The sequence below is a fragment of the Ignavibacteria bacterium genome (assembly GCA_036262055.1).
GTDB lineage: Bacteria > Bacteroidota > Ignavibacteria > Tepidaquicellales > Tepidaquicellaceae > DATAJP01.
On the sequence record DATAJP010000002.1, the window covers coordinates 296932 to 319759 of the forward strand.

Consider the following 22828-nt stretch of genomic DNA (forward strand, 5'->3'; position numbering starts at 1 on the left):
AAGCAAATCGGGGCTTACGCCCCGATTATACTGCTTCATATTTGAGAGCTATAATAATCTGCCCTTAATTAAATTATTGCTTGGATTCCCGCCTGCGCGGGAATGACTTCATTAGAAAATTGCACATTGTCAATTGCTAATTGCAAATTGATTTAGTCGTCCATTGTAACTTTAATCATCTTCACTTCCGTAACAGGTTTGTCGCCGGGACCTGTTTTGGTTTTGCCGATTTTTTCGACAACATCCATTCCTTCGATAACTTCACCGAAAATTGCATGTTTGCCGTCAAGCCATGGTGTCGGAGCAAGCGTAATAAAGAACTGCGAAGTTCCCGTGTTAGGACCTGCATTAGCCATGGAAAGCATTCCTTTTTTATCATGTTTCAATCCCGGGCCAAATTCATCTTTGATAACTTTTCCTGAACCGCCTGTGCCGGTTCCTGTTGGGTCTCCGCCCTGAATCATAAATCCGTCGATAACTCTGTGAAAAATTATTCCGTCGTAAAATCCTTTTTCTACAAGTTCTTTGAAATTGCCTGCAGTGATTGGGGCTTTATCGGTATATAATTTTATTTTTATGTTCCCCATTGAGGTTTTCATGTTCACAACGTCGCCTGCTGATTTTTTATCGTCCACTTTTTTCTCCTCTTTGTTTACGGAGTCTTTTTTGACAGCCGTATCTTTAGTTTGTGTTTGTTGGGTTTGTGTATTCTGTGTTTGCTGGGATGAATTTGTTGTATTCTGTCTTGTCCCGCTTGATGTTGTATTGCCGGTGTTTTCGGTTTTACCGCATCCTGCAGCTACAGACACACAGAAAAAAATACCTGCTAATAAAATGTTTAGTGATTTCATAAGTTTATTAATATAAAGATTATTTGAATAAATTTTTGAGAATAAAAGTCATTAAAAAGTATGTAACGCCAATTAAAGCTATATAGAAAATTATAACAACCAAGTAATTCTTAGAAAGCCGCTTTGTAAAAAGTGTCCCGCTCCATCCGCAATTCTGACAATTGAACTGCCTGAGAAAAAAAATCTTTTGAACCTGCATCATGAAGCTGAGATGGCGTTTTCTTTTCAGTGTCCCGATTTCCTTGCAGTTCGGACATCGGTTCAGCGTTACATTTCTATTGATGAAAAGACGAATATTCATCTAACTTTTGTTCAGGTTTTGAAAATATGCAATTGTCTTCTCCAATCCGTTCATGAACGGGTCGGTCACTCTATAATTCAAAAGCTTCTCGGCTTTTCCGATTGCCGCAAATGAATGTTTTACGTCACCCGTTCTCTCATCATTATATTTTGGTTTGATATCCTTTCCTAAAATTTTATTGATTGAAGCAACAAGCTCATTCAATGTTATTCTGTCATGACAAGCACAGTTCACGATAACAGGCGAGTCTATTTTCATTTCTGAAGCAAGAATATTTCCTTCGATAACATTTGATATGTAAGTAAAATCTCTTGACTGCTCGCCGTCACCGTATATAACAGGACTTTCATCTTTTAAAATTGCATTTATGAACTTTGGAATAACGGCTGAGTATTGTGATGATGGGTCTTGATTAGGTCCGAATACGTTGAAGTATCTGAGAGCAACTGTTTCCAGTCCGTAAATCTTTGCAAAAACTTTACAGTAGTTTTCGCCTGCAAGTTTTGAAACTGCATAGGGCGAAAGAGGATTAGGAACCATGTCTTCGTGTTTCGGAAGCTCAGGATTGTTACCGTAAATGGAAGACGATGATGCAAAGACAACTCTTCTCGTTTTTGCGCCGACGGCTGCATTAAGAATATTAAGAGTACCGGTGACATTTACTTCATTTGTTGTAATCGGGTCTTTAATAGAGCGCGGAACGGACGGCAATGCTGCCTCGTGAAGAATTACATCAACTCCTTTAACTGCCTGCTCTACCGTGTGAAGACTTCTGAGGTCTCCTTCAACCAGTTCAATATCCTTATCGAATTTTTGTAGATTCTCTCTTTTTCCTGTAGAAAAATTATCGAGCACTCTTACTGAATGTCCGCGTTGGAGAAGCGCTTCAACCAGATTTGAACCTATAAACCCTGCACCGCCGGTAACAAGATATTTCATCAATAAATTTAATATAATTTAAATGAAAATTATTTTACTTCGTGAACTACACCGTGTTCGATTTTATATGTAACACCTGATTTCTCGCAGTGTGCCATTCCTTTTTCATCGAAGATTAATTTTTTTCCTGCTTCGCTGTACCATCCTTTTACTCGTGCAGGATTTCCCATCACAAGCGCAAAATCAGGAACGTCTTTTGTAACAACTGCGCCCGCCGCAACAAAAGCAAAACGTCCGATGGTTATTCCGCAGACAATTGTCGAGTTTGCTCCGAGTGAAGCTCCTTCCTTGACAAGAGTCTTAATGTAAAATTCAGCGCCAACCTGCGGATACTTGCAGCGCGGATTCAAAATATTAGTGAACACCATAGAAGGTCCGCAGAAGACATAATCTTCAAGCGTTACGCCTTCGTATATCGAAACATTATTCTGAATTTTACAGAAGTTTCCAATTGTAACACCGTTCGCAACGTTAACGTTCTGACCAAGCACGCACTTCTTCCCGATCTTTGAACCTGGTTGTACGTGTGAGAAATGCCATATCTTCGTTCCATCGCCTATTTCAACGTTGTCATCTACAACTGCATATTGATTTACGTAATAATTTTTTTCCAAAGTAATTTATGATTTAATTTTTTAAACCTTGCTGTGCTTTTTCAAGTATTTCAAGAACTTTCAGCGCATGCACTCCATCGGTTAAAGGCATAGTGTTATTCATAACCGAGTTATAAAAATGTTTCTGCTCTTCTTCAAGAGGTTTTGATTCATCAAAATTAATAACTTCAAATTTTTTATCAAACTTCTCGACCTGTCCTTCTTCATTAACCTGAAAACCTTTTTCAAAATATTTAAGCTTATCAGTATTAGAGCTGTCCTCAAAAACAAGCATACCTTTATCACCGATGATAACAAGACGCTGTTCCTTAAACGGGTTCAGCCAGCTTACAAAAATATGCGCATTAACATTGTTTGGATATTTTAAATAAGTAATCGTAGTATCTTCAATGTCATCCTGAACATACGTTGCGCCTTTTGAAAAAATCTCAACGGGATTGCTTTCCGTAAAAAACTGTATTACCGAAATGTCATGCGGAGCAAAGCTCCATAAAATATTTTCTTCGCTTCTTATTGTTCCAAGATTCAATCTGTTGCTGTAAATATATTGAAGCTTACCGATTTTTCCCGAATCAATCATTTCTTTAATTTTCAGGATGGCAGGATGATAAAGCAAAACATGTCCGACCATCAGCTTCAGGTTTTGCTTTTTTGCAATATCGATTAACTCCTGAGCTTCATTTGAATGAAGCGTGATTGGTTTTTCAATCAGAACATTTTTTCCCTGCTCAAGACATTGCTTTCCTATTTCATAATGAGTCTCTGCAGGAGTCGCAATGATAACAGCATTTATATCGGGATTATTTAAAACTTTCTTTAAATCAGTTGTGAACTTTACGGAAGGAGAAACTTCTTTTATTTTTGCTTCATTGCTTGCAAAATTATCACAGACAATTTTAAAATTTTCTTTTAAGACTCCGTTTGCGGTTTTGACGTGGTTCATTCCCCATTTGCCGCAACCTATTATTGCTAAGTTAATACCATTAAAATTATCAGCCAATTAATATCCTCTTTTTAAAACTTTTTCATAATCTGCCTGCGCCATAATTTTTGCAAGCTCCTCAAATTTTACTTTAGGTTCCCAGCCCAAATTCTTTTTTGCTTTTGATGCATCACCTATTAACAAATCCACTTCAGTCGGACGGAAATACTCAGGATCAATTTCAATTACCGCCTCACCGGTTTTGGAAATGATTCCTTTTTCTTTAGCTCCTTCGCCTTTCCATTCAAGTTCCATATCAAGCTCTCTAAAAACAACTTCAGCAAACTCGCGGACAGTGTGAGTTTCACCTGTCGCAAGAACGTAATCTTCAGGAGTTTTCTCCTGGAGAATCAACCACATACCTTCGCAGTATTCAGGAGCATAACCCCAGTCACGCTTTGCATGAAGATTTCCGATTCGCAGATTTTTTTGCAAGCCTGCTTTTATTCTTGCTGCTGCACGTGTGATTTTTCTTGTAACAAATGTTTCGCCTCTTCTTGGTGACTCGTGATTAAACAAAATTCCATTGCAGGCATAAATGCCGTACGCTTCGCGGTAATTAACAACAATCCAGTAACCGTAGAGCTTTGCTACACCGTAAGGACTGCGCGGATAGAAAGGAGTTTTTTCGGTCTGAGGAACTTCCTGAACTTTTCCATAAAGCTCACTGGTAGATGCCTGATAAAATTTTACTTTCTTTAAACCCGTTTCGCGGATTGCATCAAGAAATCGGAGTGTTCCGAGCGCATCAACCTGCGCTGTATAATCCGGAAGCTCAAAAGAAACTTTAACGTGTGACTGCGCGGCAAGATTATAAATTTCATCCGGCTGAATTTTTTCAAGCAAGCGGTTCAAATTGCTTGTATCAACAACATCGCCGTAATGCAAAAATAACTTCTTGTCTAAAACACCCTGCTGATTATACAGATGGTCAATTCTTGAAGTGTTGAACGAACTGCTTCTTCTTATGATGCCGTGAACTTCATAACCTTTTTGAAGCAGAATTTCCGCTAAGTAGCTTCCATCCTGTCCTGTGATTCCGGTAATTAGTGCTTTCTTCATATAATAAAATTACCCGATAAATTCTTTTATTTTACTGACCGTGTAATTAATCTGTTCGTCAGTTAATTCCGGATAAATTGGGATTGCAAGTGATGAATCAGCGCAGAACTCTGCAACAGGAAAATCACCTTTTTTATATCCTAAGTATTGGAAACATTCTTGTAAATGGAACGGAACCGGATAATATATTTCATTACCGATGTTATTGTCGGTTAAGAATTTTCTTACTCCTTCTCTGTCTTCAACACGAATTACATACTGATTATAAATATGATAATTTTTTACGCTTGAATCTTTATAAACCGGCTTCGGCAATAAAACTTTATTCTTTGCATCGAAAGAAGTCTTACCTTCTGTTTCTGCAAGACCGTTTTCAATAAACAGCTTTGTATATTTTTCAGCATTTTTCTGACGACCATCAGTCCAGCTTTGTAAATGCGGAAGCTTTACGTTCAGGACTGCTGCCTGAATAGCATCTATTCTAAAATTACCGCCGATTATCTTGTGATAATACTTCGGCTTCCCGCCGTGAACTCTGAGTATGCGAAGTCTTTCACCAAGCTCATCATCTGTTGCGGTTACAAGACCGCCGTCACCAAACCCGCCTAAGTTTTTGCTCGGAAAAAATGAGAAACATCCGATATCTCCAAGCTCACCGACATATCTTCCGTCTTTATATTGTGTTCCGATTGCCTGCGCACCGTCTTCAATGATTTTTAAGTTATGTTTCTTTGCAATTTTGATTATCGGATCCATGTCTGCGCACTGCCCGTATAAATGAACAGGTGAAATTGCTTTTGTCTTTTTTGTAATCAACGCTTCAATCTTTGCAGGGTCGATGTTGAATGTTACAGGATCTATGTCGCAAAGAACGGGTCTTCCGTTCATTCTGCTTACTACGCCTGCAGTTGCAAAAAATGAATATGTCGGGATGATAACTTCATCATCCGGCTTTAAATCTATTGCCATTAAAGCAATGAGAAGAGCATCGGTTCCCGATGAAACACCGATTGAATGCTTTACGTGCAGATATTTATTTGTTGCTTCTTCAAGCTTCTGTACTTCAGGACCTAAGATAAAATGTTGTGACTCAGCGCAATCCAAAAGTGCTTTTGTAACTTCATCTTTTATTGTCGCGTATTGTGCTTTTAAATCGAGTAGTGGGACTTTCATTTGTTATTTATGCTTTATATAATTTTTTACTTTTTAATCCTTTGAATTTATTTCTTGTATCCACAACAAGTCTTGCGTGATTCAAAATATATTTAGGGTCATAATATGAATGGTCGGTTGAGAGCAGCACCAAATCATATTTCTTTAAATTCTCTTTAGTAAGCTTAACGGATTTTTTATTGAACTTATATTTTCTCATTTCAGGAATTTCCGTTACATAGTCATCATTGTAATCAACCTTTGCTCCGTTTTCCTGAAGCAGTTCAATCAGTTTAAGTGAAGGAGATTCGCGCAAGTCATCGATGTCTTTTTTATAAGCAAGTCCTAACAATAAAACTCGCGCGCCGTTGAGGCATTTTTTGTTTTCGTTTAGGACGTGCATTACTCTTTCGATTACATAATCAGGCATTGCGGTATTTACTTCGCCTGCAAGTTCGATGAATTTGGTTGGTGTTTCATACTCGCGCGCTTTCCACGTCAGATAAAACGGGTCAATAGGAATGCAGTGTCCGCCAAGTCCCGGACCGGGATAAAACGCAGTATAACCGAATGGCTTGGTAGAAGCTGCTTCGATTACTTCCCAGACATTAATGTCCATTTTGCTGAAAACTACTTTAAGCTCATTAACGAGCGCGATGTTAATACATCTGAAAATGTTTTCCAGAAGCTTTGTTGCTTCGGCGGCTCTTGTAGACGAAACAGGAACGAGCTTTTTAATTACGAAACTGTATATCATTACTCCGAGGTCGAGACAGTTCTTTGTGTAACCGCCGATAACTTTCGGAATGGTTGATGTAGAATAATCTTTATTGTTCGGGTCTTCACGTTCAGGAGAGAAACAAAGAAAATAATCTGTTCCTGCTTTTAATCCTGTTTTGTTGAAAATCCCAAGAAGGAGCTCATCGGTTGTGCCGGGATATGTAGTGCTTTCAAGAGAAACAAGCTGTCCCTTTCTTAAATATTTTGCAATCGTATTTCCCGTGCTTACTATATAACTCATATCAGGCTCGCGATTTTTATCGAGCGGTGTCGGAACGCAGATAATGATTGCATCAACTGATTTCAATTTTGAAAAATCTGTTGTGGATGAAAGTTTACCTGATTCGACGCATTCCTTTATTTTCTTTGTGGGAATATGTTTTATGTATGAGGTTTTTTCCTTATTGATTTTTTTGATTTTATTATCATCAAGGTCAAAGCCCAGAGTATTTATGCCTTTTTCTGCAAACTCAAGCGCAAGCGGGAGACCAACGTAACCCATACCTATAATGCCGACAGTGAATTTTTTACTCTTAATTTTTTTCTTTAGTATGTCTTTTTCTGCCATATTTAAATTGTGTTTTCTGAGAATGAAATTAAGTACTGACTAAAATTTTATTAGACCCGTGCAATGGAGTGAACAAATATTTCGATAGAAACCGAAAATAAAAAAAATTAATTATTCTTATTAGTAATGTTCAATACAAGGATTGCAAGTGAAATAAGAGTTGAACCGACTGCAAGCCATAACATCAGTTCATCCTTGAAAAATAATCTCGGCTCTCCGGGGAAAATCAAAATATCGCCCGGCAAAAGAACAGGGTTAGCTTTGTTCATTGAAGAACCAACTTTATCCTGCCAAAAAAGGTCATTATAATTGAAAGTAATAATCTGGTCTTTTGTTATTCCTATGCTGTCATTTTTGGGTCGAAGCAATCTTATTTCTTCAACCTTTGCATCAATAGTCGGACCCCCTGCATAAGAAATCAAATCCTGTAATGTTGTTCCCTGAGGAATTAAAAATTTGCCGGTAAATTTGGCAAATCCCCATACGTTGACTTCGATATTAACACCTTCGGGGTCTGCATAATTATAATAACCGCCTGTTGTGTTGCCAAAAATATTCTGCTGCCCGATTTTTTCGTCCTGCGCAATTACGCTGTTTGATATAAATAATAAGCTAATAAAATAAAAAGGAATGAGTAATTTTCTGAATCCCAAATTCACCTAAATTGTTAAAATTACAAACTTTTAAATTAGTTTTACTATCTCAGATTTTCAATCCAAAAAATCGTAAATATGTTACGATTTTGTTAAAATTCGGTTAATTTTGTCAAAATTTTATTAGAATTTTGTTAGAATTGAAGAGGTGCGAACTCGAATTTTGTGCCGTCAAAAAGCCCCTTATCACTCAATTTTAAAGATGGAATAACCAAAAGCGCCATAAATGACAGCGTCATAAACGGAGCCGATAATTTTGAGCCAAGATTTTTAGCCAGTTTGTCGATAGTCTGGTACTTTTCAGCAACAGAATAGGCATCTTCATTTGTCATTAAACCTGCAACAGGTAATTCGAGAACGTTTACTTTACCATCGTTCACAACGCACACTCCGCCTTTTGCATCTATGATTGAATTAACAGCAAGCGCAATGTCTTCATCGGATGTTCCGACTGCAATAATGTTATGCGAATCGTGAGCAACGCTCGAAGCAATCGCTCCTTTTTTTAATCCAAAGTTATTTATGAAAGCAACTGAAGGTTTTCCGCCTGTGTACCTTTCAACTACCGTAATTTTTAAAATGTCTCTATCTGTATCGGAAACCAAAAATCCGTTTTCAACTTTCGGTTCGGTTTCAAATGACTGAGTTATAATTTCCCCGTTGATTGCTTTTATAACTCTGATGTTTCTTCCGGTTTGTTTGATTTTAAAATCACCTGGAGTTTTATGTTCCGCATTAAAATGATTTACAATTTCGGAGGTAACTTTTTGAATGTTCGACTTTCCGTTCTCAGCAACTTTCTCACCGTTGATAAAAGTCTTCTGAACTTTAAAATCTTTTAGGTTATTTACTTCAATGAAATCTGCAGGGTCACCTTCCCGAAGCATACCCACGTTAAGTCCGTAATGCTTAATTGGATTTATGCATGCACATTGCAGAACTTTGAAAACATCATAGCCGTGCGCAACGGAACGGTGAACGATTTTATCGATTTCACCGAGAATCAAATCATCAGGATGTCTGTCATCACTGCAGAACATTACATTTTCGTAATGCTCTGGAATTATCGTATGTAAAGCATCATAATTCTTTGCCGCAGACCCTTCGCGAATGATTATCTTCATTCCCAGTGCCAGCTTGCCGAGAGCTTCATCAAGCATATAGCATTCGTGGTCGGTCGAGATTCCCGCATCAATATATTTTTTTGCCTGCTCACCTTTTAAGCCGGGTGAATGTCCATCGACGGGCTTGCGAAAATCTTTTGCGATTTTAATTTTTTCCATCACAACAGGGTCGGCAAATAACACTCCCGGGTAATTCATCATTTCACTCAGATAAACCAAACCATCAACTTCAAAAAGCTCTTTGATTTCATTTGTGGAAATAACTGCTCCTGCCGTTTCAAATGATGTAGCAGGAACGCAAGACGATGCGCCGAAATAAAACTTAAACGGCACCTGAATTCCGTTATTAATCATGTAACGAATGCCGTCAATTCCGAGAACATTTGCAATTTCATGCGGGTCAGAAACCGTTGCAACTGTTCCGTGAATTACCGCAATGCGCGCAAACTCCGATGGAATAAGCATTGAGCTTTCAATATGAATATGCGCATCGATAAATCCCGGCATCAAATAAGTATCGTACTTTGCTTTTTCATCGGAAATAATTTTTTCAATCTTTCCGTCTTTAACGTGAATTGTCGAAGAAGTTATCTTGCGGTTTACTATATCAACAACATTACCCGATATTGAAAATGTATCGTCCATTAGAGTTAATAAAATTAATTAGAGTTTAAATATTAAAAAAATTTGTCATCATGAACGAAGTGAAAGATCTCATTCATTTGGGAATGCAGATTACTGCTCATTGATTGGGATTCCCGCTTCCGCGGAAATGACTTCGGATTTGTAATTACGTCTTATAAATAAAATGTTCTATTTTTTTATAAAACTCATCTTTGGTGAACGGCTTTGCGAGATAGTCATCCATTCCTGATTCTATGCACCGTTCTTTGTCGGCTTTCATTGAGTATGCCGTTATGCCGATAATTGGCAAATGACCTCCGCTTTCTTTTTCGATTTCGCGTATGATTGAGGTTGCTTCAAGTCCGTCCATAACCGGCATCTGAACGTCCATTAAAATCATATAGAAGTTTTTCTTCGTTTCCATTGCATCGAAAATTTTCAAGCCGTTTTCAACAATCGTTACTTCATATCCTTTTCTTTCAAGAAGCTCTTTAACAAGCCGCTGGTTTACAAAATTATCTTCTGCAACAAGTATGCTTATTTTTCCCTCATGCTTTCCATCATAATTTTCACTTGAAATGTTTTCTGCATTTTCTGTAACATCAACACATTCAAATGGCAGTTCGCATTTCACGGTTGTGCCTTTACCAATTTCACTGTCTATATTAATTGTGCCTCCCATCGAGTCAAGAATACATTTTGTAATCGCAAGCCCAAGACCTTTTCCTGTATAAGTCATTTTTCCAAGCGGGTCGTTATATGTAAACGCTTCAAAGATTTTTTCACGCATTTCAGGTGCAATTCCTATTCCAGTATCCTTAACCGTTATAAAATAATTTATCTTTCCATAATCAAGCTCGCTGTTGACGTTTATTTCAATTTTTCCTTTTTCGGTAAACCTGATTGCATTAGAAATAATGTTAATTATAACCTGATTAACTCTCAGCGGATCGCCAAGAACTTCTTTTGAAGGAAGATTATCACAGTTCGATTTTAACTCGATATTTTTTCTTCTTGCATCGGCTTCCATGACTTTGCAGGAATTTTTTATAAGATGCTCAAAATTGAAGTTCGTTTTTTCAAGCTTAAACTTTCCTGACTCGATCCTTGCCAAATCCATAATGTCGTTTACAATGGCTAAGAGTGTAGTTGAAGAAAATTTTATTATATCGAGATATTCTTTTTGTTCTTCACTCACCTTTGTTAATGAAAGCAGCTCGGTCATCCCCACAATACCGTTCATCGGTGTTCTTATTTCCTGGCTCATATTTGCAAGGAAGGAAGTTTTTGCGCGGTTAGCGGCTTCAGCTTTCACTTTTGCATCGAGTAAATCCGCATAAGAACTTTTTCCATCGGCAGATGAAGAAGATGAAGATATTGGTGGATTTATTTTTTTAAGAGCAAATAATTTATCGGCAATAAAATAAAAAATTACGGTTGTGGCTATGATGAATAAAAGACGCCTGTAAAGATCCACTTCAGAAAAAAATCCTGAAGTTGTCATGTTGGAAATTAGCAGCTTATCACAGAAAATGATTACAACGACACTTAATACGAAATATAATAATGTAAGTTTTAATATAGGATTTAATCGGGGTTTATCTGAAGATGCCATATTTAACTCTCTTTTTCAGGTTCTATTATTCTGAACCTGTACAATATGCTTTCGGTTATTTCTTTAGCGCGGGCTTCCGAGCTGTTGACTAAATTTAATGCAAAAATATATAAATTGTTACCATATTCTACGGTTCCAAGGCACCAATTCAATTTTTGCGCGTTATCACCGTTATTGCGACATTCTCCATTTACGAAACTAATTTTTCTTTGGTTCACCGTATCTGAAACAAAATTTGTTTTAAAAACATTAAGCTGTTCTGCCGATAAATTAATTTCATTCATATAAATTTTTCTGATGAAATTAATTTGTTCAACAGCAGAAATTTTTAAAACATCGCCGCATAAAAAATTACCGGGTGAAAAGCTCGTATCATTATTTCCGTAACTAAAATTTTTTATGATTTTCTTTTGCGCATTTATTGCCGAGGTATCCGTTGTTCCTAATGAATCATTTCTCGAATTGATTACATTCGAAAGAACGGTTAGGTATTTATAAGTCCCTGCAGGACTTAATTCTTTATTGGCAAAAGCTTCATTATGATATATGTGATACTTATTATTAAAATCGTAGAGGATGAAACAGCCGGAATCGTTTTTGAAAAATTCAGTAAAGTCTGCCTGATATCCGCGTTTATCAGGGTTTTTATCGCAGGAACTAAGAAGAAAGAGCAGAACAAACAACAAAAGAGGAAATGAAATTTTAGGTATCAAATTATATCTTTTATCCGTAATGTATCAATAAATGTTTTTCTATGATTTTATAAAAATCATCTTTATTAAACGGCTTGGATATATAATCATCCATGCCAATCTCAAAGCATTTTTGCCGGTCGCTTTCCATAGCAAAAGCTGTCACAGCAATAATTGGAACATATTTCCCGCTTGTAATTTCTTTTGCACGTATAAGTTTAGTCGCCTGATATCCGTCCATAACAGGCATCTGAATATCCATCAGAATAATATGAAACTTTTCATTTTCTAATGCATCAAGAACCTTCTGACCGTCATCAACAATCGTAATATTATACCCTTTATTGAGTAAAAGCTTACTGATTAATTTTTGATTGATATAATTATCTTCAGCGACTAAAACCTTGATAGTTTTAGGATTTACCATACTTTTTTACCCCCGAACAAGCAAATTACTATTGTATCCATGTAATCTCAATATTCAAATAAATATAATATAAGTTAAAAAACTATAAATTTAGAAAAAACTTATTTAAATTTAATTATTATTAATGAATTTATAATCGAAGCGATAAATCCGCCAAAAATTGAATAAATAATTAATTGGAAAATCAAATAATAAGTATTGAATTCAAAATATAAATTATTGCGTATAAACGGAGAGTTTAATAACTGAATATCAAGCAATGAATAAGTATAAATGTTGTTGATTAAGGTATTGGAAATATTTTTATTAAAATTATTATAATAAATATAAGTAAAAACAGTTGTAAGGATTATGAAACTGAATGTGATTAGTATTCCGTATAATGCTGCATCTTTAAACTTCAAATTCTGATTTTTAAGCTCTCTGCTTTCGTTATTGAAAGAATCAATTCCTATATAGGTTGCAATAAAAAGAAACGGAAAAGAGAGATTATAAAACCCGAAGTTTGCTAAGCTTAGTTGAGTATTATATTGATTGAAAATCGACATCTCTATAAGAACATAAATGATGAAAGCCAAGCCAGCAAATAATCCGTATTTCAAAATTTATTTTTTAGAAATGACGCTTTGATAAATTTGTATATAAATATTCTGATTTAATAGAATCAGCCACATTATATTGTGTAAAAAGAAGTCATTCCCGCGAAGGCGGGAATCCCAGTACTGTTTGCAAAATACTTTCAAGTCTCATAGTCCTCCCCTTAATTCCCCTCCAAAGGGGAAAACATATACAAACTTATCGTAATCAGAAGGAATTAAAAAAAGTGTATAATTTATAATACTAATAATTTAATACTCAACAAGCTTTCTGATTTGTTCTTCGAATCTTTTAATCGGGAAAAAGTTTTGCTCAAGCTCTAAGGCAAAAGGAACGGGTGTATCGAGTCCTGCTGAACGAACAACCGGTGCATCGAGATACTCAAAACAATTTTCAGAAATAATTGCAGAAATTTCTCCGCCTATTCCGCCGGTTAAAGTATCTTCGTGAAGTATGATAACTTTTCCTGTTTTCTTAACCGAGTTAATAATTGTTTCTTTATCAAGAGGAATCAAAGTTCGCAAATCAATTATCTCACAATCTATGTCAGGATTTTTTTCTGCAAAGTTTTTTGCCCACTGAACACCAAGCCCGTAAGTTATGATTGAAACTTCCTCACCGGATTTAACAATGCTTGCTTTCCCGATTTCGATTGTATAATAATCATCAGGAATATCTTCTTTCAAGCTCCTATATAATGCCTTATGCTCGAAGAACATAACAGGATTCGGATCTTCAAATGCGGCAATCATCATTCCTTTTGCATCGTATGGATTTGATGGATAAAATATTTTTAATCCCGGTGTATGGAAAAACCACGCTTCGTTTGATTGCGAGTGAAAAGGTCCTGCGCCAACACCTGCGCCGCAGGGCATTCTGATAACGACGTCAGCATTCTGTCCCCAACGGTAATGAATCTTTGCAAGGTTATTCACGATTTGGTTGAATCCCGATGTAACAAAATCAGCAAATTGCATCTCGACCATCGCCTTGTAGTGCTTAACCGATAAACCTAATGCTGCGCCGATGATTGCAGATTCACATAATGGGGTATTACGAACCCGGTCTTTGCCAAATTCTTTATAAAAATTCTCAGTAATTTTAAACACACCGCCGTACTCTGCAATATCCTGTCCCATTAAAATTAAATTATCATATTTTTCCATTGCAAGCTTAAGACCATCAGAGATTGCATCGACAAATCTTTTTGATGACTTTGCACTCGAGCCGGGCTTAATAACAATCTGTTCATAAGGTTCATAAATGTCTTTTAATTCATCTTCGGTGTTTGCAATAACATTTGGCGCGCTGAACGCAGCATCAAGCGCTGACTCAATTTCTTTTTTAAATTCTTTTCTTGTTTCTTTTACAAAGTCTTCGGTAATTACAGCTTCATTCAATAAAAAATTTTCATAGTTCGTTACAGGATCTTTCTTTCCCCATTCATCGAATAAATTTTTCGGAACATATTTTGTTCCCGATGCTTCTTCATGTCCGCGCATTCTGAACGTCATGCACTCAAGCAAAACAGGTTTTTGTTTTTTCTTGATTGACTTGGAAAGATTTTTCATCGTTTCATAAACAGTCAGAATATTATTTCCGTCAATTTGCATTCCTTCCATTCCGTAACCTTCAGCTTTTGTGTATAAGCTTGTGCATTTATACTGCTCGTTCACGGGAGTGGATAAGCCGTAACAATTATTTTCAATTATAAATACAACAGGTAAATCCCATACCGCAGCAACGTTTAACGCTTCGTGAAAATCACCTTCGCTCGTTCCGCCGTCACCGGTGAACACAGTCGTAATCTTCGCTTTATCCTTTTTTGCTTTCACATTCAAAGAACACGCAAGTGCAATACCGTCTGCAATTGCAAGCTGGGGACCAAGATGTGAAATCATGCCGACAATATGATGCTCATTCGTTCCGAAGTGAAACGAACGCTCGCGGGCTTTTGAGAACCCGTCATACTTTCCCTGAAGCTGCATAAATAATTTATCAAGAGGAAGCTTGCGCGAAGTGAAAATACCAAGGTTTCTATGCATCGGCAAAATATATTCATCTGATTCCATTGCTTCGGCAACGCCGACAGAAATTGCTTCCTGCCCGATTCCCGAAAACCATTTGCTAACCTTTCCGAGACGAAGATTCAGTAACATCTTCTCCTCAATCATTCTCGGCAATAAAATTGCTTTGTATAATCTGATTAGAGTATCGTCATCAAAATTCTTTCTGTCGAATTTTATGAAAACTTCTCTTTTATTTTTTTCTTTATTTTTTTCTTCTGTGTCAGTAATTGAAAGCTGTGCCATATTCCCTTTGAAGTCATTCCCGCGCAGGCGGGAATCCCATTCAGGCAGACAGGAATGTCTGTCCTACTAATAATTTGCATTAATAAAAAAGGGGCGTTAGCCCCGTTATAAATTTTGTATCCCGATAGAAGTCAATCGGGGAAATTTTTACTCGCCTGTATCGGTTCTGATTGAAAGAACTTCAGGAGGCGCCTGTCTTTTTGAAAGCTCATTATCAAGCATAAGAATACCGTGCCCCTCATTACCAACCAGCTTAACTTTTGCAATCAGTCTATTGAACAAATCAATTTCTTCTACCTGTTCATCTACATACCATTTCATGAAACTCATTACTGCGTGATTGTTATCTTTAATTGCCATGTCCATAAGGTTATCTATGCAGTCAGCTATGAACTTTTCCTGTTTCATTGCCGCTTCAAATACATCATAAATGGAATTGTATTCGGCTTTTGGTTCTTTGAGTGCTTTAAGAATTACTCTTCCATCCATAGCATTCACGAAATTAAAAATCTTCATTGCATGGAAATGCTCTTCAGCGGCCTGAACCTTGAAAAAGTTCGTGAAGCCATCAAGGTTTTGAGATTCAAAATAAGCTGCCATCGCCAGGTAATCATATTCAGATGAAAGCTCCCTGTTTATCTGCAAATTTAACTCATCATGTAACTTTTGTGACATTCTCATAACGATTTTTCTCCTTTCATTTCTGTTCAAATCAAAATTACGAAATTTAAGCCGCAGATAAAATGATGATTTTAGGTGAAAAATTACAAATCCTTCCCGGAGGAGTTAACCGGGAAGGATTGTTTTCCTGAGCCTGTTAAAAAACAGACTTCCTTTCGGACGGGGGAAAATTTATGCCTGCTGAAGCCGGTTTGCCTTATACCAATTTATGTTTCGCAGGAAATACATTATCACCGCAAGCACAACAAATATTCCGATGCTTCCGATTAATAATGAGTAATCTTCGTTAAGCAATAGAATATATAAGAACCCATACAGTGCAGTCAGTGCTAAGCTGATGAAGAATGCAAACTTTTTGCTTTTGAGCACGCTTAGGGAATAAAGCCCTATAAGTAAGATTATGCTTGCGCTCGAAATGAGATACGCTAAGTTAAATTGCAGATGCTCTGATATTGATAGCAAAAGCAGATAAAAAACAACCAGAGAGAATCCGACGAGCGTATATTGAATCGGGTGAATTCTTTTCTTGCCGAGATATTCCACGAAAAAGAAAATAATGAAAGTCAGCCCGATGAACATCAACACATATTTTACAGCGCGCATTACTTCAGTGTAACCATTCAGCGGAACAAAGAAATTAAGTCCGAATGCAGATGATGCAATTTCTACTTTATTGTTTTTTCTTATCCAGCTTTGCTGGTAGTTTCTATTCAGGTCAAGAACTTTCCAGCTTGCTTCAAAGCTGGTATCTGTAATTTTTCTTTCTTCGGGCAGGAAATTTCCTGTAAAGCTCGGGTCTCCCCAGTTTGATGTGATGTTCACGTTCGTTTCTTTCCCGAGCGGAAGAAACGTCAAGCTCTCACTGCCGTTTAGAGTAAGGTCAATTTCAAAATTATTTATTTCAAAAGGAATAACATTCACACTTGAGCTTACGCCTGCATCAAAAACATCTGCCGATATCAATCCTGCAGAAAACTGCGTCTGCATATCATTCCATTTCAAGCGAATATTATCTTTTATTCCTTTCATGTCGCTGATACCGAAAAGAACATATGCTTCATTCCATTTGAGACGTGTGTTGTTTGTATCAATGTCGGGAATATGGCTAAGGTCAAACTTGCCGGTAACTTTATTGTGAGTTGTGTATAAAGTAAATTTATATATACCTCTGTTTCTGAGCTCCGAATCTACTTTACCGTCGATACTCAGGTTCAAAGGCAAAATTTTCACAATGTCTTCGTAAGTATTAATTTTCCCGTTTGTATCTTTGATTGTTTTCACATAAGGAATGTAAAGAACGGGACCGCCGATATTTTGCTTGCCGCCCCAGTTTGATGAAACTTCCGTGAATGCCGCATCTTTGACTTCCTGTCTTTCTTCTATAAGCGAGCCAATAAACGCCGATGGAATTAAAAGAAAAAATATTAATCCGACAATAACAATAATTTTAAATGCTAACGAATTTGCAAATGTCCGGACAAAATGACTTCCGCCACTGTCTTGGTTTTCCATTTTATTCTCCTTCTGGAAAAATATCAATATCGTGAGATATTGATTTTAAGTTTGTTAAAAATAGTTTTGAGAAATTATTCTTGGATGAATTGATTTGGGAAAAGAATGGTGAAACAATCGGGAATATTATAAATATTATTGCAAAGACAATGAATTGAGCTCCGTTATGACTAACGGAATGAATGTTGAAAATTGAAATGAGGTTGCGGCAAATAATGAATGTTAGAGGATTACCTGCGCCGGGGAGTTCCAGGTCAGGATAATCATTAACTGAGTTCATATTTTATCTATTCTTCTATTTAAAAGAGTAGATAAATTGTCATAAAATGGTGTTTTGTGAGTTTAGTCGTATATACTGCTTGAGTAGGAGTTTTGTTTCAAAGAATTTTAGTTCAATCCGAATTTTTTCTTACCCTTATCTGTCCAGCCGGCTTCGGATTTCCATGATGTGAATTTTATAATTATGTCAGCGTCACTTTTCCAGCTTGTAAAATAAATCTGCCAGTCGGCATCAGACTTCCACTCTGTAAAATACCACATGCCTGAGTTTGGTTTCGCATCAACTTTCCAGTCGGTTACATATACAAGCATATCCGCATCGCTTTTCCATTCGGAAATATAGACCTGCTTGTCGGCATCCGACTTCCAACCCGTAACAAACACAACCTGCGAGTTTGCCTCGCAGGCCGCAATAATCAAAAAAAGAAAAATAAATAATGATTTCATATAGTTAAGAATGGGATCCCCGCTTTCACGAGGATGACATCCTTTTGTTTATTTTATTAACATCATTCTTTTACTTTCGGAAAAGTTATTTGTTTCCAATCTGTAGAAATATATTCCGCTTGAAAGTGAAGTCGCATCAAATTCAACATTATAACTTCCGGGTGATAAATTTTCATTTACTAATGTTCTAACCAATTTACCTGTTACATCATACACGGTTAGTTTTGCAAATCCGAAATTCACAATCCGAAATTCGATATTGGTGGTCGGATTAAATGGATTGGGATAATTCTGCATCAATTTATATTCAGCAGGAATTTCACTTGTAACAGGAGTAATTCCAACAAGAGGTGTGAGCGAACGAATCATTGTTCCTGAATTTCCCGTTGCCAAACCATAACCGTCACCTGAAATTGTAACAGTATTAAAAGTATTAATCGTAATCCTTGTTTCCTGAGTCCAGTTTCTTCCGCCATCAACTGTTTTATAAACATAACCGCTTGCACCGCCTGCATAACCTGAAAGCGCGTTTCGCATTTTCACATCCCAAACAGTAGAAGCAGGCTGCGTGGTTGCCGGTGTCCATGTTGTACCACCGTTAGATGTCCATAGCACAAGTCCGCTTGAACCGCCTGCAACACCATTATTCTCATCAACCATAGATAATCCGTATAAACCGAGTGAAGACCCATCCCACTGCAAAGTCCAGCTTGTTCCGCCGTTTGTGGTTTTATAAATAACTTCTCCGACACCGTCAACCCAGCCGGTGTTTGCATTCACAAAATCAACTCCGTATATTAAAACATTTCCGGGGATGTTTATGTTAGTCCAGTTCACTCCGCCGTTTGTTGTTTTCAATACCTGACTGCTCTGCCCTGCAACAAATCCCGTGTTAGCATCCAAAAAGTCTAAATCCAATAATTCATTTGTAGCTGTTCCTCCAAGATCAATCCAGTTTGTTCCGCCGTTTGTTGTCTTTAAAATTTTTCCCGAGTATCCGCAGATGTATGCATTGTTCGCGTCAATCATCTGTACTTGTTCAAGCTGAGTAGTTACGGGTGAAGTTTGTGTTGTCCATGAAATTCCCGCGTTTGTTGTTTTGCTTATAAAACCATTTGCAGCAACTGCATAACCTGTGTTTATATTCAAGAAACTCATTCCCTGAATTGATGCAGTTGAGAAGCTCTTGCTTACTTCAGTCCAGTTTGCGCCTGCGTTTGTCGTTCTAAAAACTTTTCCGTCTGCGCCTGCAGCATAAGCAGTATTGTTACCATCAAACTTAACGTTATACAATGTTCCGGTGAATCCAGGGGCTGTTGTTTCGCTCCATGTTGCGCCGTCATTTGTCGAACGAATGATTGTTCCGCTTGCGCCAACTGCTATTACGTTACCAAGATAATCCCTGTCGATTGACCAAAGCAAAACAGAACCTCCCGGATTATATGATACAGTCCAGTTAACTCCGCTGTTTGTGGTTATGGCAATTCTTTTTCCTGAACCGCAAATCATACCGTTCGATGTTCCGATAAATCTAACTCCGCGATAATCTGTGCTTGTTGGGAAAATCTGCGGATGATTCACCCACGTGCTTCCGCCGTCAGTCGAACGCAAGACAGAGTTTGCATTTCCGACAACGTGAACAAGAAGCGAACCCGGAGCGAAAACTCCATACAATGTTGAAGTTGTAATTCCCGGGTTTGTTTGCGAAACCCAGTTCACTCCGCCGTTAGTTGTTCTCATTATGAAACCATTAAACCCTACGCACCATCCTGTGAGATGGTTTGCAAAATGAACTCCGTATTTTGTTGTATCGGGCGAGCCGGCAAGATGAAACCAGTTAAATCCGCCGTTAGTCGTCTTGAAAAGCATTTCCGTAAATGCTCCGGCTGCATATCCCGTGTTTGCATCAACAAAATTTATTGCGCGGATTATACCGTCACCAACTGGAACGGTCGTCCAATTAGCACCTGCATTCGTGCTGATAACTGCATCACCGATAAAATTTGTTATGCCGACAATTTTATTCGGAGCAGGAGTGGCAATGCTGAAAATATCTTCCGTCGTCGGATACGGGTTTATGAAAGTCCACTGAGCATTAGAATTTGCAATTAACAATGTGCAATTAGCAATAAGAAGAAACAAAAATAGTTTTAGTTTTGTAAGAATAGGATTCATATGTGTTAGATTATCGGGGATTTTATTGAAAAATATGATTAATTCCAGTATTTAATATTAATTTAATTTAAGAAATATTGTTTAAAATAAAAACGTTATCTGAAAATACCGAAATTTGAATGGATTCAATTAAAGACAATTTTTTAGAGGCAAAGAAAGTTTTAGATGATTTTATTTTTGACCCTGAGAATTTTGAACGGGTGAAAAAAGCCGGTGATTTAATGGTTACAGCCGTGAAATCGGGAAACAAAATTATATCCTGCGGAAACGGCGGTTCGATGTGCGATGCAATGCACTTCGCAGAAGAAATGACAGGAAGATTCAGAGACGAAAGAAAAGCACTTCCTGCAATCGCAATATCTGATGTCTCGCATATTACCTGCACAGGAAATGATTACGGTTTTGATTTTATTTTTTCAAGATATGTTGAGGCGCTGGGAAACAAGGGTGACGTTCTTCTAGCACTCAGCACAAGCGGAAACTCAAAAAATATATTGAATGCAATTGATTCGGCAAAGACGAAAGGAATGAAAGTTGTCGGACTTACAGGTAAAGACGGAGGTAAGATGGCTGAGTTTTGCGATATTGAAATTCGCGCGCCGAAATCGAATTACTCAGACCGAGTGCAGGAGATACATATAAAGGTAATTCATTCGCTAATCGATTATATAGAGAAGAATTTATAATGGGTTGTTGGTGAAAACACCAACAACGGCAAAATAAAATTTTACGGTTTGTCATTCCCGCGAAGGCGGGAATCTAATCAAAAATGGTTTTTCGTTCTAAGAGTATATACTCAAAGATATTTTAGAACGTAAAATTTTTTGAATAATGAATCTTAATAGTTTGGATTCGCGCCTTCGCGGAATGACACTGTTTTGTTGTTTATAAAAATAAACTTTTATTATATCATGCTTAAATATTTAATAATTCTTTCCCTATTTATTTCATCAAACGTGTTTGCGCAGAATGATACTGTCACAACTGCGTCGGGGTTAAAATACATTATTATTTCCAAATCCGGCGGCGCGCCTGCGGTAAACGGAAAAGCAGTTGAGGTTCATTATACGGGACGGTTAACCGACGGAAAGGTTTTTGATTCATCAATCGAAAGAAAAGAGCCGATTGAATTCGTTCTCGGAAAAGGGCAGGTCATAAAAGGATGGGATGAAGGTATTGCATTGATGAATATCGGTGATAAATATCAGCTTATCATTCCTTCCAATCTTGCTTATGGCGAGAGAGGCGCAGGAGATGTAATTCCTCCCGGAGCAACTTTGATTTTCGATGTTGAGCTTATGAGCGTGAGCGAGCCTAAAATTGCGCTTGAAGATGTTTTACTTCCTGTTTTCATTGAAAGCGGCGTTGATGCAATGATTGCTAAGTATAGAGAGATAAAAGCAAATGAACCTGACATATATAATTTCAAGGAAGGTCAGTTGAATTCCCTTGGTTATACATTTTTACAAGGCGGTAATTTCGATGCAGCAATTGCCGTATTAAAACTTAATGTTGAAGAATATCCTAACTCATTTAACGTTTATGACAGCCTGGGAGAAGCTTACATGCTAAAAGGCGACAAGGTGAATGCAATATTGAATTATGAAAAATCTCTTGAGCTTAATCCTGATAACGAGAATGCAAGAAACATGATTTCAAAGATGAATCAGTAATAGATTTTTTAAATTTTAGACAAAATAAAAAAGGGGCTTTCGCCCCTTTTTGTTGTAAAAACTAATACCTTAGATTTAATTATAATTAATCCTGACTGAAGCTGAACCTAAGCTGTTTCCAAAACAATCATAAAGATAGAAAGTATAATTGCCGTTTTTATAAAATGTTATCTTTTTCCAGAACCAAACCCAGTCATATTCTGTATCAACATAAACGGTATTATCATAATCACCGTTTCTGTAAATTTCATATCGGACTGATTTACATTCAATTGTATAAGGCAGACGGCAAAGAACATAAAGGAAGCCGCCGCTTCTGTTAATGTTGAATGTTGATGCTGATTCAATCGGATAACCGTCAGAGTCAACACCTTCACAGAAGTAAATTGACTGAGCAGATGCTTCCGTGTTAAAAAATGCAAGTAATGCAAATAAAAAAATTGCCGGTAAAAATATTTTTTTTGTCATTTTGTTTTCCTTTTTTTATAGAGTATTTTATTTAACAGATGTTTAATTTCACTTTGTAATGAAGATTCGGGAAGTTTGATTACTTTAATACCGTTTGAACGAAAAAAATCTTTTCTTAAAGAATGGTATAAGCTTTTTTTGTCATCCTTAAATCCATCTTCAAGCTCTAAAGCAATTTTTTGTTCTTCGCAGTAAAAGTCGAGAACATATTTTCCGATTTGGTGCTGTCTTTTGAATCTGAGACCGCTGTAAGTTTTATCTTTCAGAAGAAGCCATAAAATTTTTTCCTTTTCATTCATA

General features: G+C 37.0%; 24 protein-coding genes and 1 pseudogene. 3 read left to right on the top strand and 22 right to left on the bottom strand.

Annotated features, from left to right (window positions below; genetic code table 11):
* Positions 1–152: 152 nt before the first annotated feature.
* The 20 genes from VHP32_03045 to VHP32_03140 form a co-directional block, all read right to left on the bottom strand.
* Positions 153–851: a peptidylprolyl isomerase gene (locus VHP32_03045; protein ID HEX2786855.1), complete on the bottom strand. Its 699-nt coding sequence runs from the start codon at positions 849–851 to the stop codon at positions 153–155.
* Positions 852–870: 19 nt separating this feature from the next.
* Positions 871–1152, bottom strand: a complete 282-nt coding sequence (locus VHP32_03050) for a hypothetical protein (GenBank protein ID HEX2786856.1) — start codon at positions 1150–1152, stop codon at positions 871–873.
* Positions 1153–2091, bottom strand: coding sequence for an SDR family oxidoreductase (locus VHP32_03055; protein HEX2786857.1), 939 nt, complete (start codon positions 2089–2091; stop codon positions 1153–1155).
* Positions 2092–2120: 29 nt separating this feature from the next.
* Entirely contained in the window at positions 2121–2705 is a 585-nt protein-coding gene (locus VHP32_03060; protein HEX2786858.1) for a DapH/DapD/GlmU-related protein, read from the bottom strand.
* A 13-nt stretch (positions 2706–2718) separates the two neighbouring features.
* Positions 2719–3705: a Gfo/Idh/MocA family oxidoreductase gene (locus VHP32_03065; GenBank protein ID HEX2786859.1), complete on the bottom strand. Its 987-nt coding sequence runs from the start codon at positions 3703–3705 to the stop codon at positions 2719–2721.
* Entirely contained in the window at positions 3706–4749 is a 1044-nt protein-coding gene (gmd, locus tag VHP32_03070; GenBank protein HEX2786860.1) for a GDP-mannose 4,6-dehydratase, read from the bottom strand.
* A gap of 9 nt (positions 4750–4758) precedes the next feature.
* Positions 4759–5922 (bottom strand): DegT/DnrJ/EryC1/StrS family aminotransferase, encoded by a 1164-nt coding sequence (locus tag VHP32_03075; protein HEX2786861.1) that lies wholly within the window; start codon positions 5920–5922, stop codon positions 4759–4761.
* A 7-nt stretch (positions 5923–5929) separates the two neighbouring features.
* Entirely contained in the window at positions 5930–7249 is a 1320-nt protein-coding gene (locus tag VHP32_03080; protein HEX2786862.1) for a nucleotide sugar dehydrogenase, read from the bottom strand.
* A 107-nt stretch (positions 7250–7356) separates the two neighbouring features.
* Positions 7357–7902: an SLBB domain-containing protein gene (locus tag VHP32_03085; GenBank protein HEX2786863.1), complete on the bottom strand. Its 546-nt coding sequence runs from the start codon at positions 7900–7902 to the stop codon at positions 7357–7359.
* Positions 7903–8036: 134 nt separating this feature from the next.
* Positions 8037–9671 (bottom strand): adenine deaminase, encoded by a 1635-nt coding sequence (gene ade / locus VHP32_03090; protein ID HEX2786864.1) that lies wholly within the window; start codon positions 9669–9671, stop codon positions 8037–8039.
* 145 nt (positions 9672–9816) lie between these two features.
* Positions 9817–11265 carry an ATP-binding protein gene (locus VHP32_03095; protein ID HEX2786865.1) on the bottom strand — a complete coding sequence of 483 codons (1449 nt, stop codon included), beginning with the start codon at positions 11263–11265 and terminating at the stop codon, positions 9817–9819.
* A gap of 2 nt (positions 11266–11267) precedes the next feature.
* Positions 11268–11978 (bottom strand): hypothetical protein, encoded by a 711-nt coding sequence (locus VHP32_03100; GenBank protein HEX2786866.1) that lies wholly within the window; start codon positions 11976–11978, stop codon positions 11268–11270.
* Positions 11979–11988: 10 nt separating this feature from the next.
* Positions 11989–12384, bottom strand: coding sequence for a response regulator (locus tag VHP32_03105; protein ID HEX2786867.1), 396 nt, complete (start codon positions 12382–12384; stop codon positions 11989–11991).
* 101 nt (positions 12385–12485) lie between these two features.
* Entirely contained in the window at positions 12486–12986 is a 501-nt protein-coding gene (locus tag VHP32_03110) for a DUF4199 family protein (GenBank protein ID HEX2786868.1), read from the bottom strand.
* 246 nt (positions 12987–13232) lie between these two features.
* Positions 13233–15293 carry a dehydrogenase E1 component subunit alpha/beta gene (locus VHP32_03115; protein HEX2786869.1) on the bottom strand — a complete coding sequence of 687 codons (2061 nt, stop codon included), beginning with the start codon at positions 15291–15293 and terminating at the stop codon, positions 13233–13235.
* A 147-nt stretch (positions 15294–15440) separates the two neighbouring features.
* Entirely contained in the window at positions 15441–15968 is a 528-nt protein-coding gene (locus VHP32_03120; GenBank protein ID HEX2786870.1) for a ferritin, read from the bottom strand.
* 177 nt (positions 15969–16145) lie between these two features.
* Positions 16146–17486 (bottom strand): cell envelope integrity protein CreD, encoded by a 1341-nt coding sequence (gene creD / locus VHP32_03125; protein HEX2786871.1) that lies wholly within the window; start codon positions 17484–17486, stop codon positions 16146–16148.
* A gap of 1 nt (position 17487) precedes the next feature.
* Positions 17488–17766: a hypothetical protein gene (locus VHP32_03130; GenBank protein HEX2786872.1), complete on the bottom strand. Its 279-nt coding sequence runs from the start codon at positions 17764–17766 to the stop codon at positions 17488–17490.
* A 107-nt stretch (positions 17767–17873) separates the two neighbouring features.
* A complete protein-coding gene (locus tag VHP32_03135) occupies positions 17874–18212 on the bottom strand; it encodes a DUF6150 family protein (GenBank protein HEX2786873.1) in 339 nt (112 codons plus the stop codon).
* Between the two features lie 48 nt (positions 18213–18260).
* The gene (locus VHP32_03140) at positions 18261–20387 is read right to left on the bottom strand and encodes a YCF48-related protein (protein ID HEX2786874.1); all 2127 of its coding nucleotides are present in this window, start codon (positions 20385–20387) and stop codon (positions 18261–18263) included.
* A gap of 119 nt (positions 20388–20506) precedes the next feature.
* On the opposite strand from VHP32_03140, the gene lpcA reads away from it, so the two are divergent.
* The 3 genes and pseudogenes from lpcA (at position 20507) to VHP32_03155 (ending at position 22060) form a co-directional block, all read left to right on the top strand.
* Complete coding sequence (gene lpcA, locus VHP32_03145) at positions 20507–21073, top strand: D-sedoheptulose 7-phosphate isomerase (protein ID HEX2786875.1); 567 nt, start codon at positions 20507–20509, stop codon at positions 21071–21073.
* Between the two features lie 297 nt (positions 21074–21370).
* Positions 21371–21694, top strand: a pseudogene (locus VHP32_03150) (FKBP-type peptidyl-prolyl cis-trans isomerase).
* A gap of 66 nt (positions 21695–21760) precedes the next feature.
* Positions 21761–22060: a tetratricopeptide repeat protein gene (locus VHP32_03155; protein ID HEX2786876.1), complete on the top strand. Its 300-nt coding sequence runs from the start codon at positions 21761–21763 to the stop codon at positions 22058–22060.
* A gap of 75 nt (positions 22061–22135) precedes the next feature.
* Here the strand turns inward: VHP32_03155 and VHP32_03160 are convergent, their stop codons facing one another.
* Together VHP32_03160 and VHP32_03165 are read right to left on the bottom strand one after the other, a co-directional pair.
* On the bottom strand, positions 22136–22528 hold the full coding sequence (locus VHP32_03160; GenBank protein ID HEX2786877.1) for a hypothetical protein: 393 nt from the start codon (positions 22526–22528) through the stop codon (positions 22136–22138).
* On the bottom strand, positions 22525–22827 hold the full coding sequence (locus VHP32_03165; GenBank protein ID HEX2786878.1) for a DUF559 domain-containing protein: 303 nt from the start codon (positions 22825–22827) through the stop codon (positions 22525–22527). Before VHP32_03165 ends, VHP32_03160 begins: the two co-directional genes overlap by 4 nt.
* Position 22828 lies beyond the last annotated feature (1 nt).

Excerpts from the sequence above, each read along its gene's own strand:
- VHP32_03045 (HEX2786855.1), bottom strand. The coding sequence starts at position 851 with ATGAAATCACTAAACATTTTATTAGCAGGTATTTTTTTCTGTGTGTCT.
- VHP32_03050 (HEX2786856.1), bottom strand. The coding sequence starts at position 1,152 with ATGAATATTCGTCTTTTCATCAATAGAAATGTAACGCTGAACCGATGT.
- VHP32_03055 (HEX2786857.1), bottom strand. The coding sequence starts at position 2,091 with ATGAAATATCTTGTTACCGGCGGTGCAGGGTTTATAGGTTCAAATCTG.
- gmd (HEX2786860.1), bottom strand. The coding sequence starts at position 4,749 with ATGAAGAAAGCACTAATTACCGGAATCACAGGACAGGATGGAAGCTAC.
- VHP32_03075 (HEX2786861.1), bottom strand. The coding sequence starts at position 5,922 with ATGAAAGTCCCACTACTCGATTTAAAAGCACAATACGCGACAATAAAA.
- VHP32_03080 (HEX2786862.1), bottom strand. The coding sequence starts at position 7,249 with ATGGCAGAAAAAGACATACTAAAGAAAAAAATTAAGAGTAAAAAATTC.
- ade (HEX2786864.1), bottom strand. The coding sequence starts at position 9,671 with ATGGACGATACATTTTCAATATCGGGTAATGTTGTTGATATAGTAAAC.
- VHP32_03095 (HEX2786865.1), bottom strand. The coding sequence starts at position 11,265 with ATGGCATCTTCAGATAAACCCCGATTAAATCCTATATTAAAACTTACA.
- VHP32_03105 (HEX2786867.1), bottom strand. The coding sequence starts at position 12,384 with ATGGTAAATCCTAAAACTATCAAGGTTTTAGTCGCTGAAGATAATTAT.
- VHP32_03115 (HEX2786869.1), bottom strand. The coding sequence starts at position 15,293 with ATGGCACAGCTTTCAATTACTGACACAGAAGAAAAAAATAAAGAAAAA.
- VHP32_03120 (HEX2786870.1), bottom strand. The coding sequence starts at position 15,968 with ATGTCACAAAAGTTACATGATGAGTTAAATTTGCAGATAAACAGGGAG.
- creD (HEX2786871.1), bottom strand. The coding sequence starts at position 17,486 with ATGGAAAACCAAGACAGTGGCGGAAGTCATTTTGTCCGGACATTTGCA.
- VHP32_03130 (HEX2786872.1), bottom strand. The coding sequence starts at position 17,766 with ATGAACTCAGTTAATGATTATCCTGACCTGGAACTCCCCGGCGCAGGT.
- VHP32_03135 (HEX2786873.1), bottom strand. The coding sequence starts at position 18,212 with ATGAAATCATTATTTATTTTTCTTTTTTTGATTATTGCGGCCTGCGAG.
- VHP32_03140 (HEX2786874.1), bottom strand. The coding sequence starts at position 20,387 with ATGAATCCTATTCTTACAAAACTAAAACTATTTTTGTTTCTTCTTATT.
- lpcA (HEX2786875.1), top strand. The coding sequence starts at position 20,507 with ATGGATTCAATTAAAGACAATTTTTTAGAGGCAAAGAAAGTTTTAGAT.
- VHP32_03155 (HEX2786876.1), top strand. The coding sequence starts at position 21,761 with ATGATTGCTAAGTATAGAGAGATAAAAGCAAATGAACCTGACATATAT.
- VHP32_03160 (HEX2786877.1), bottom strand. The coding sequence starts at position 22,528 with ATGACAAAAAAAATATTTTTACCGGCAATTTTTTTATTTGCATTACTT.
- VHP32_03165 (HEX2786878.1), bottom strand. The coding sequence starts at position 22,827 with ATGAATGAAAAGGAAAAAATTTTATGGCTTCTTCTGAAAGATAAAACT.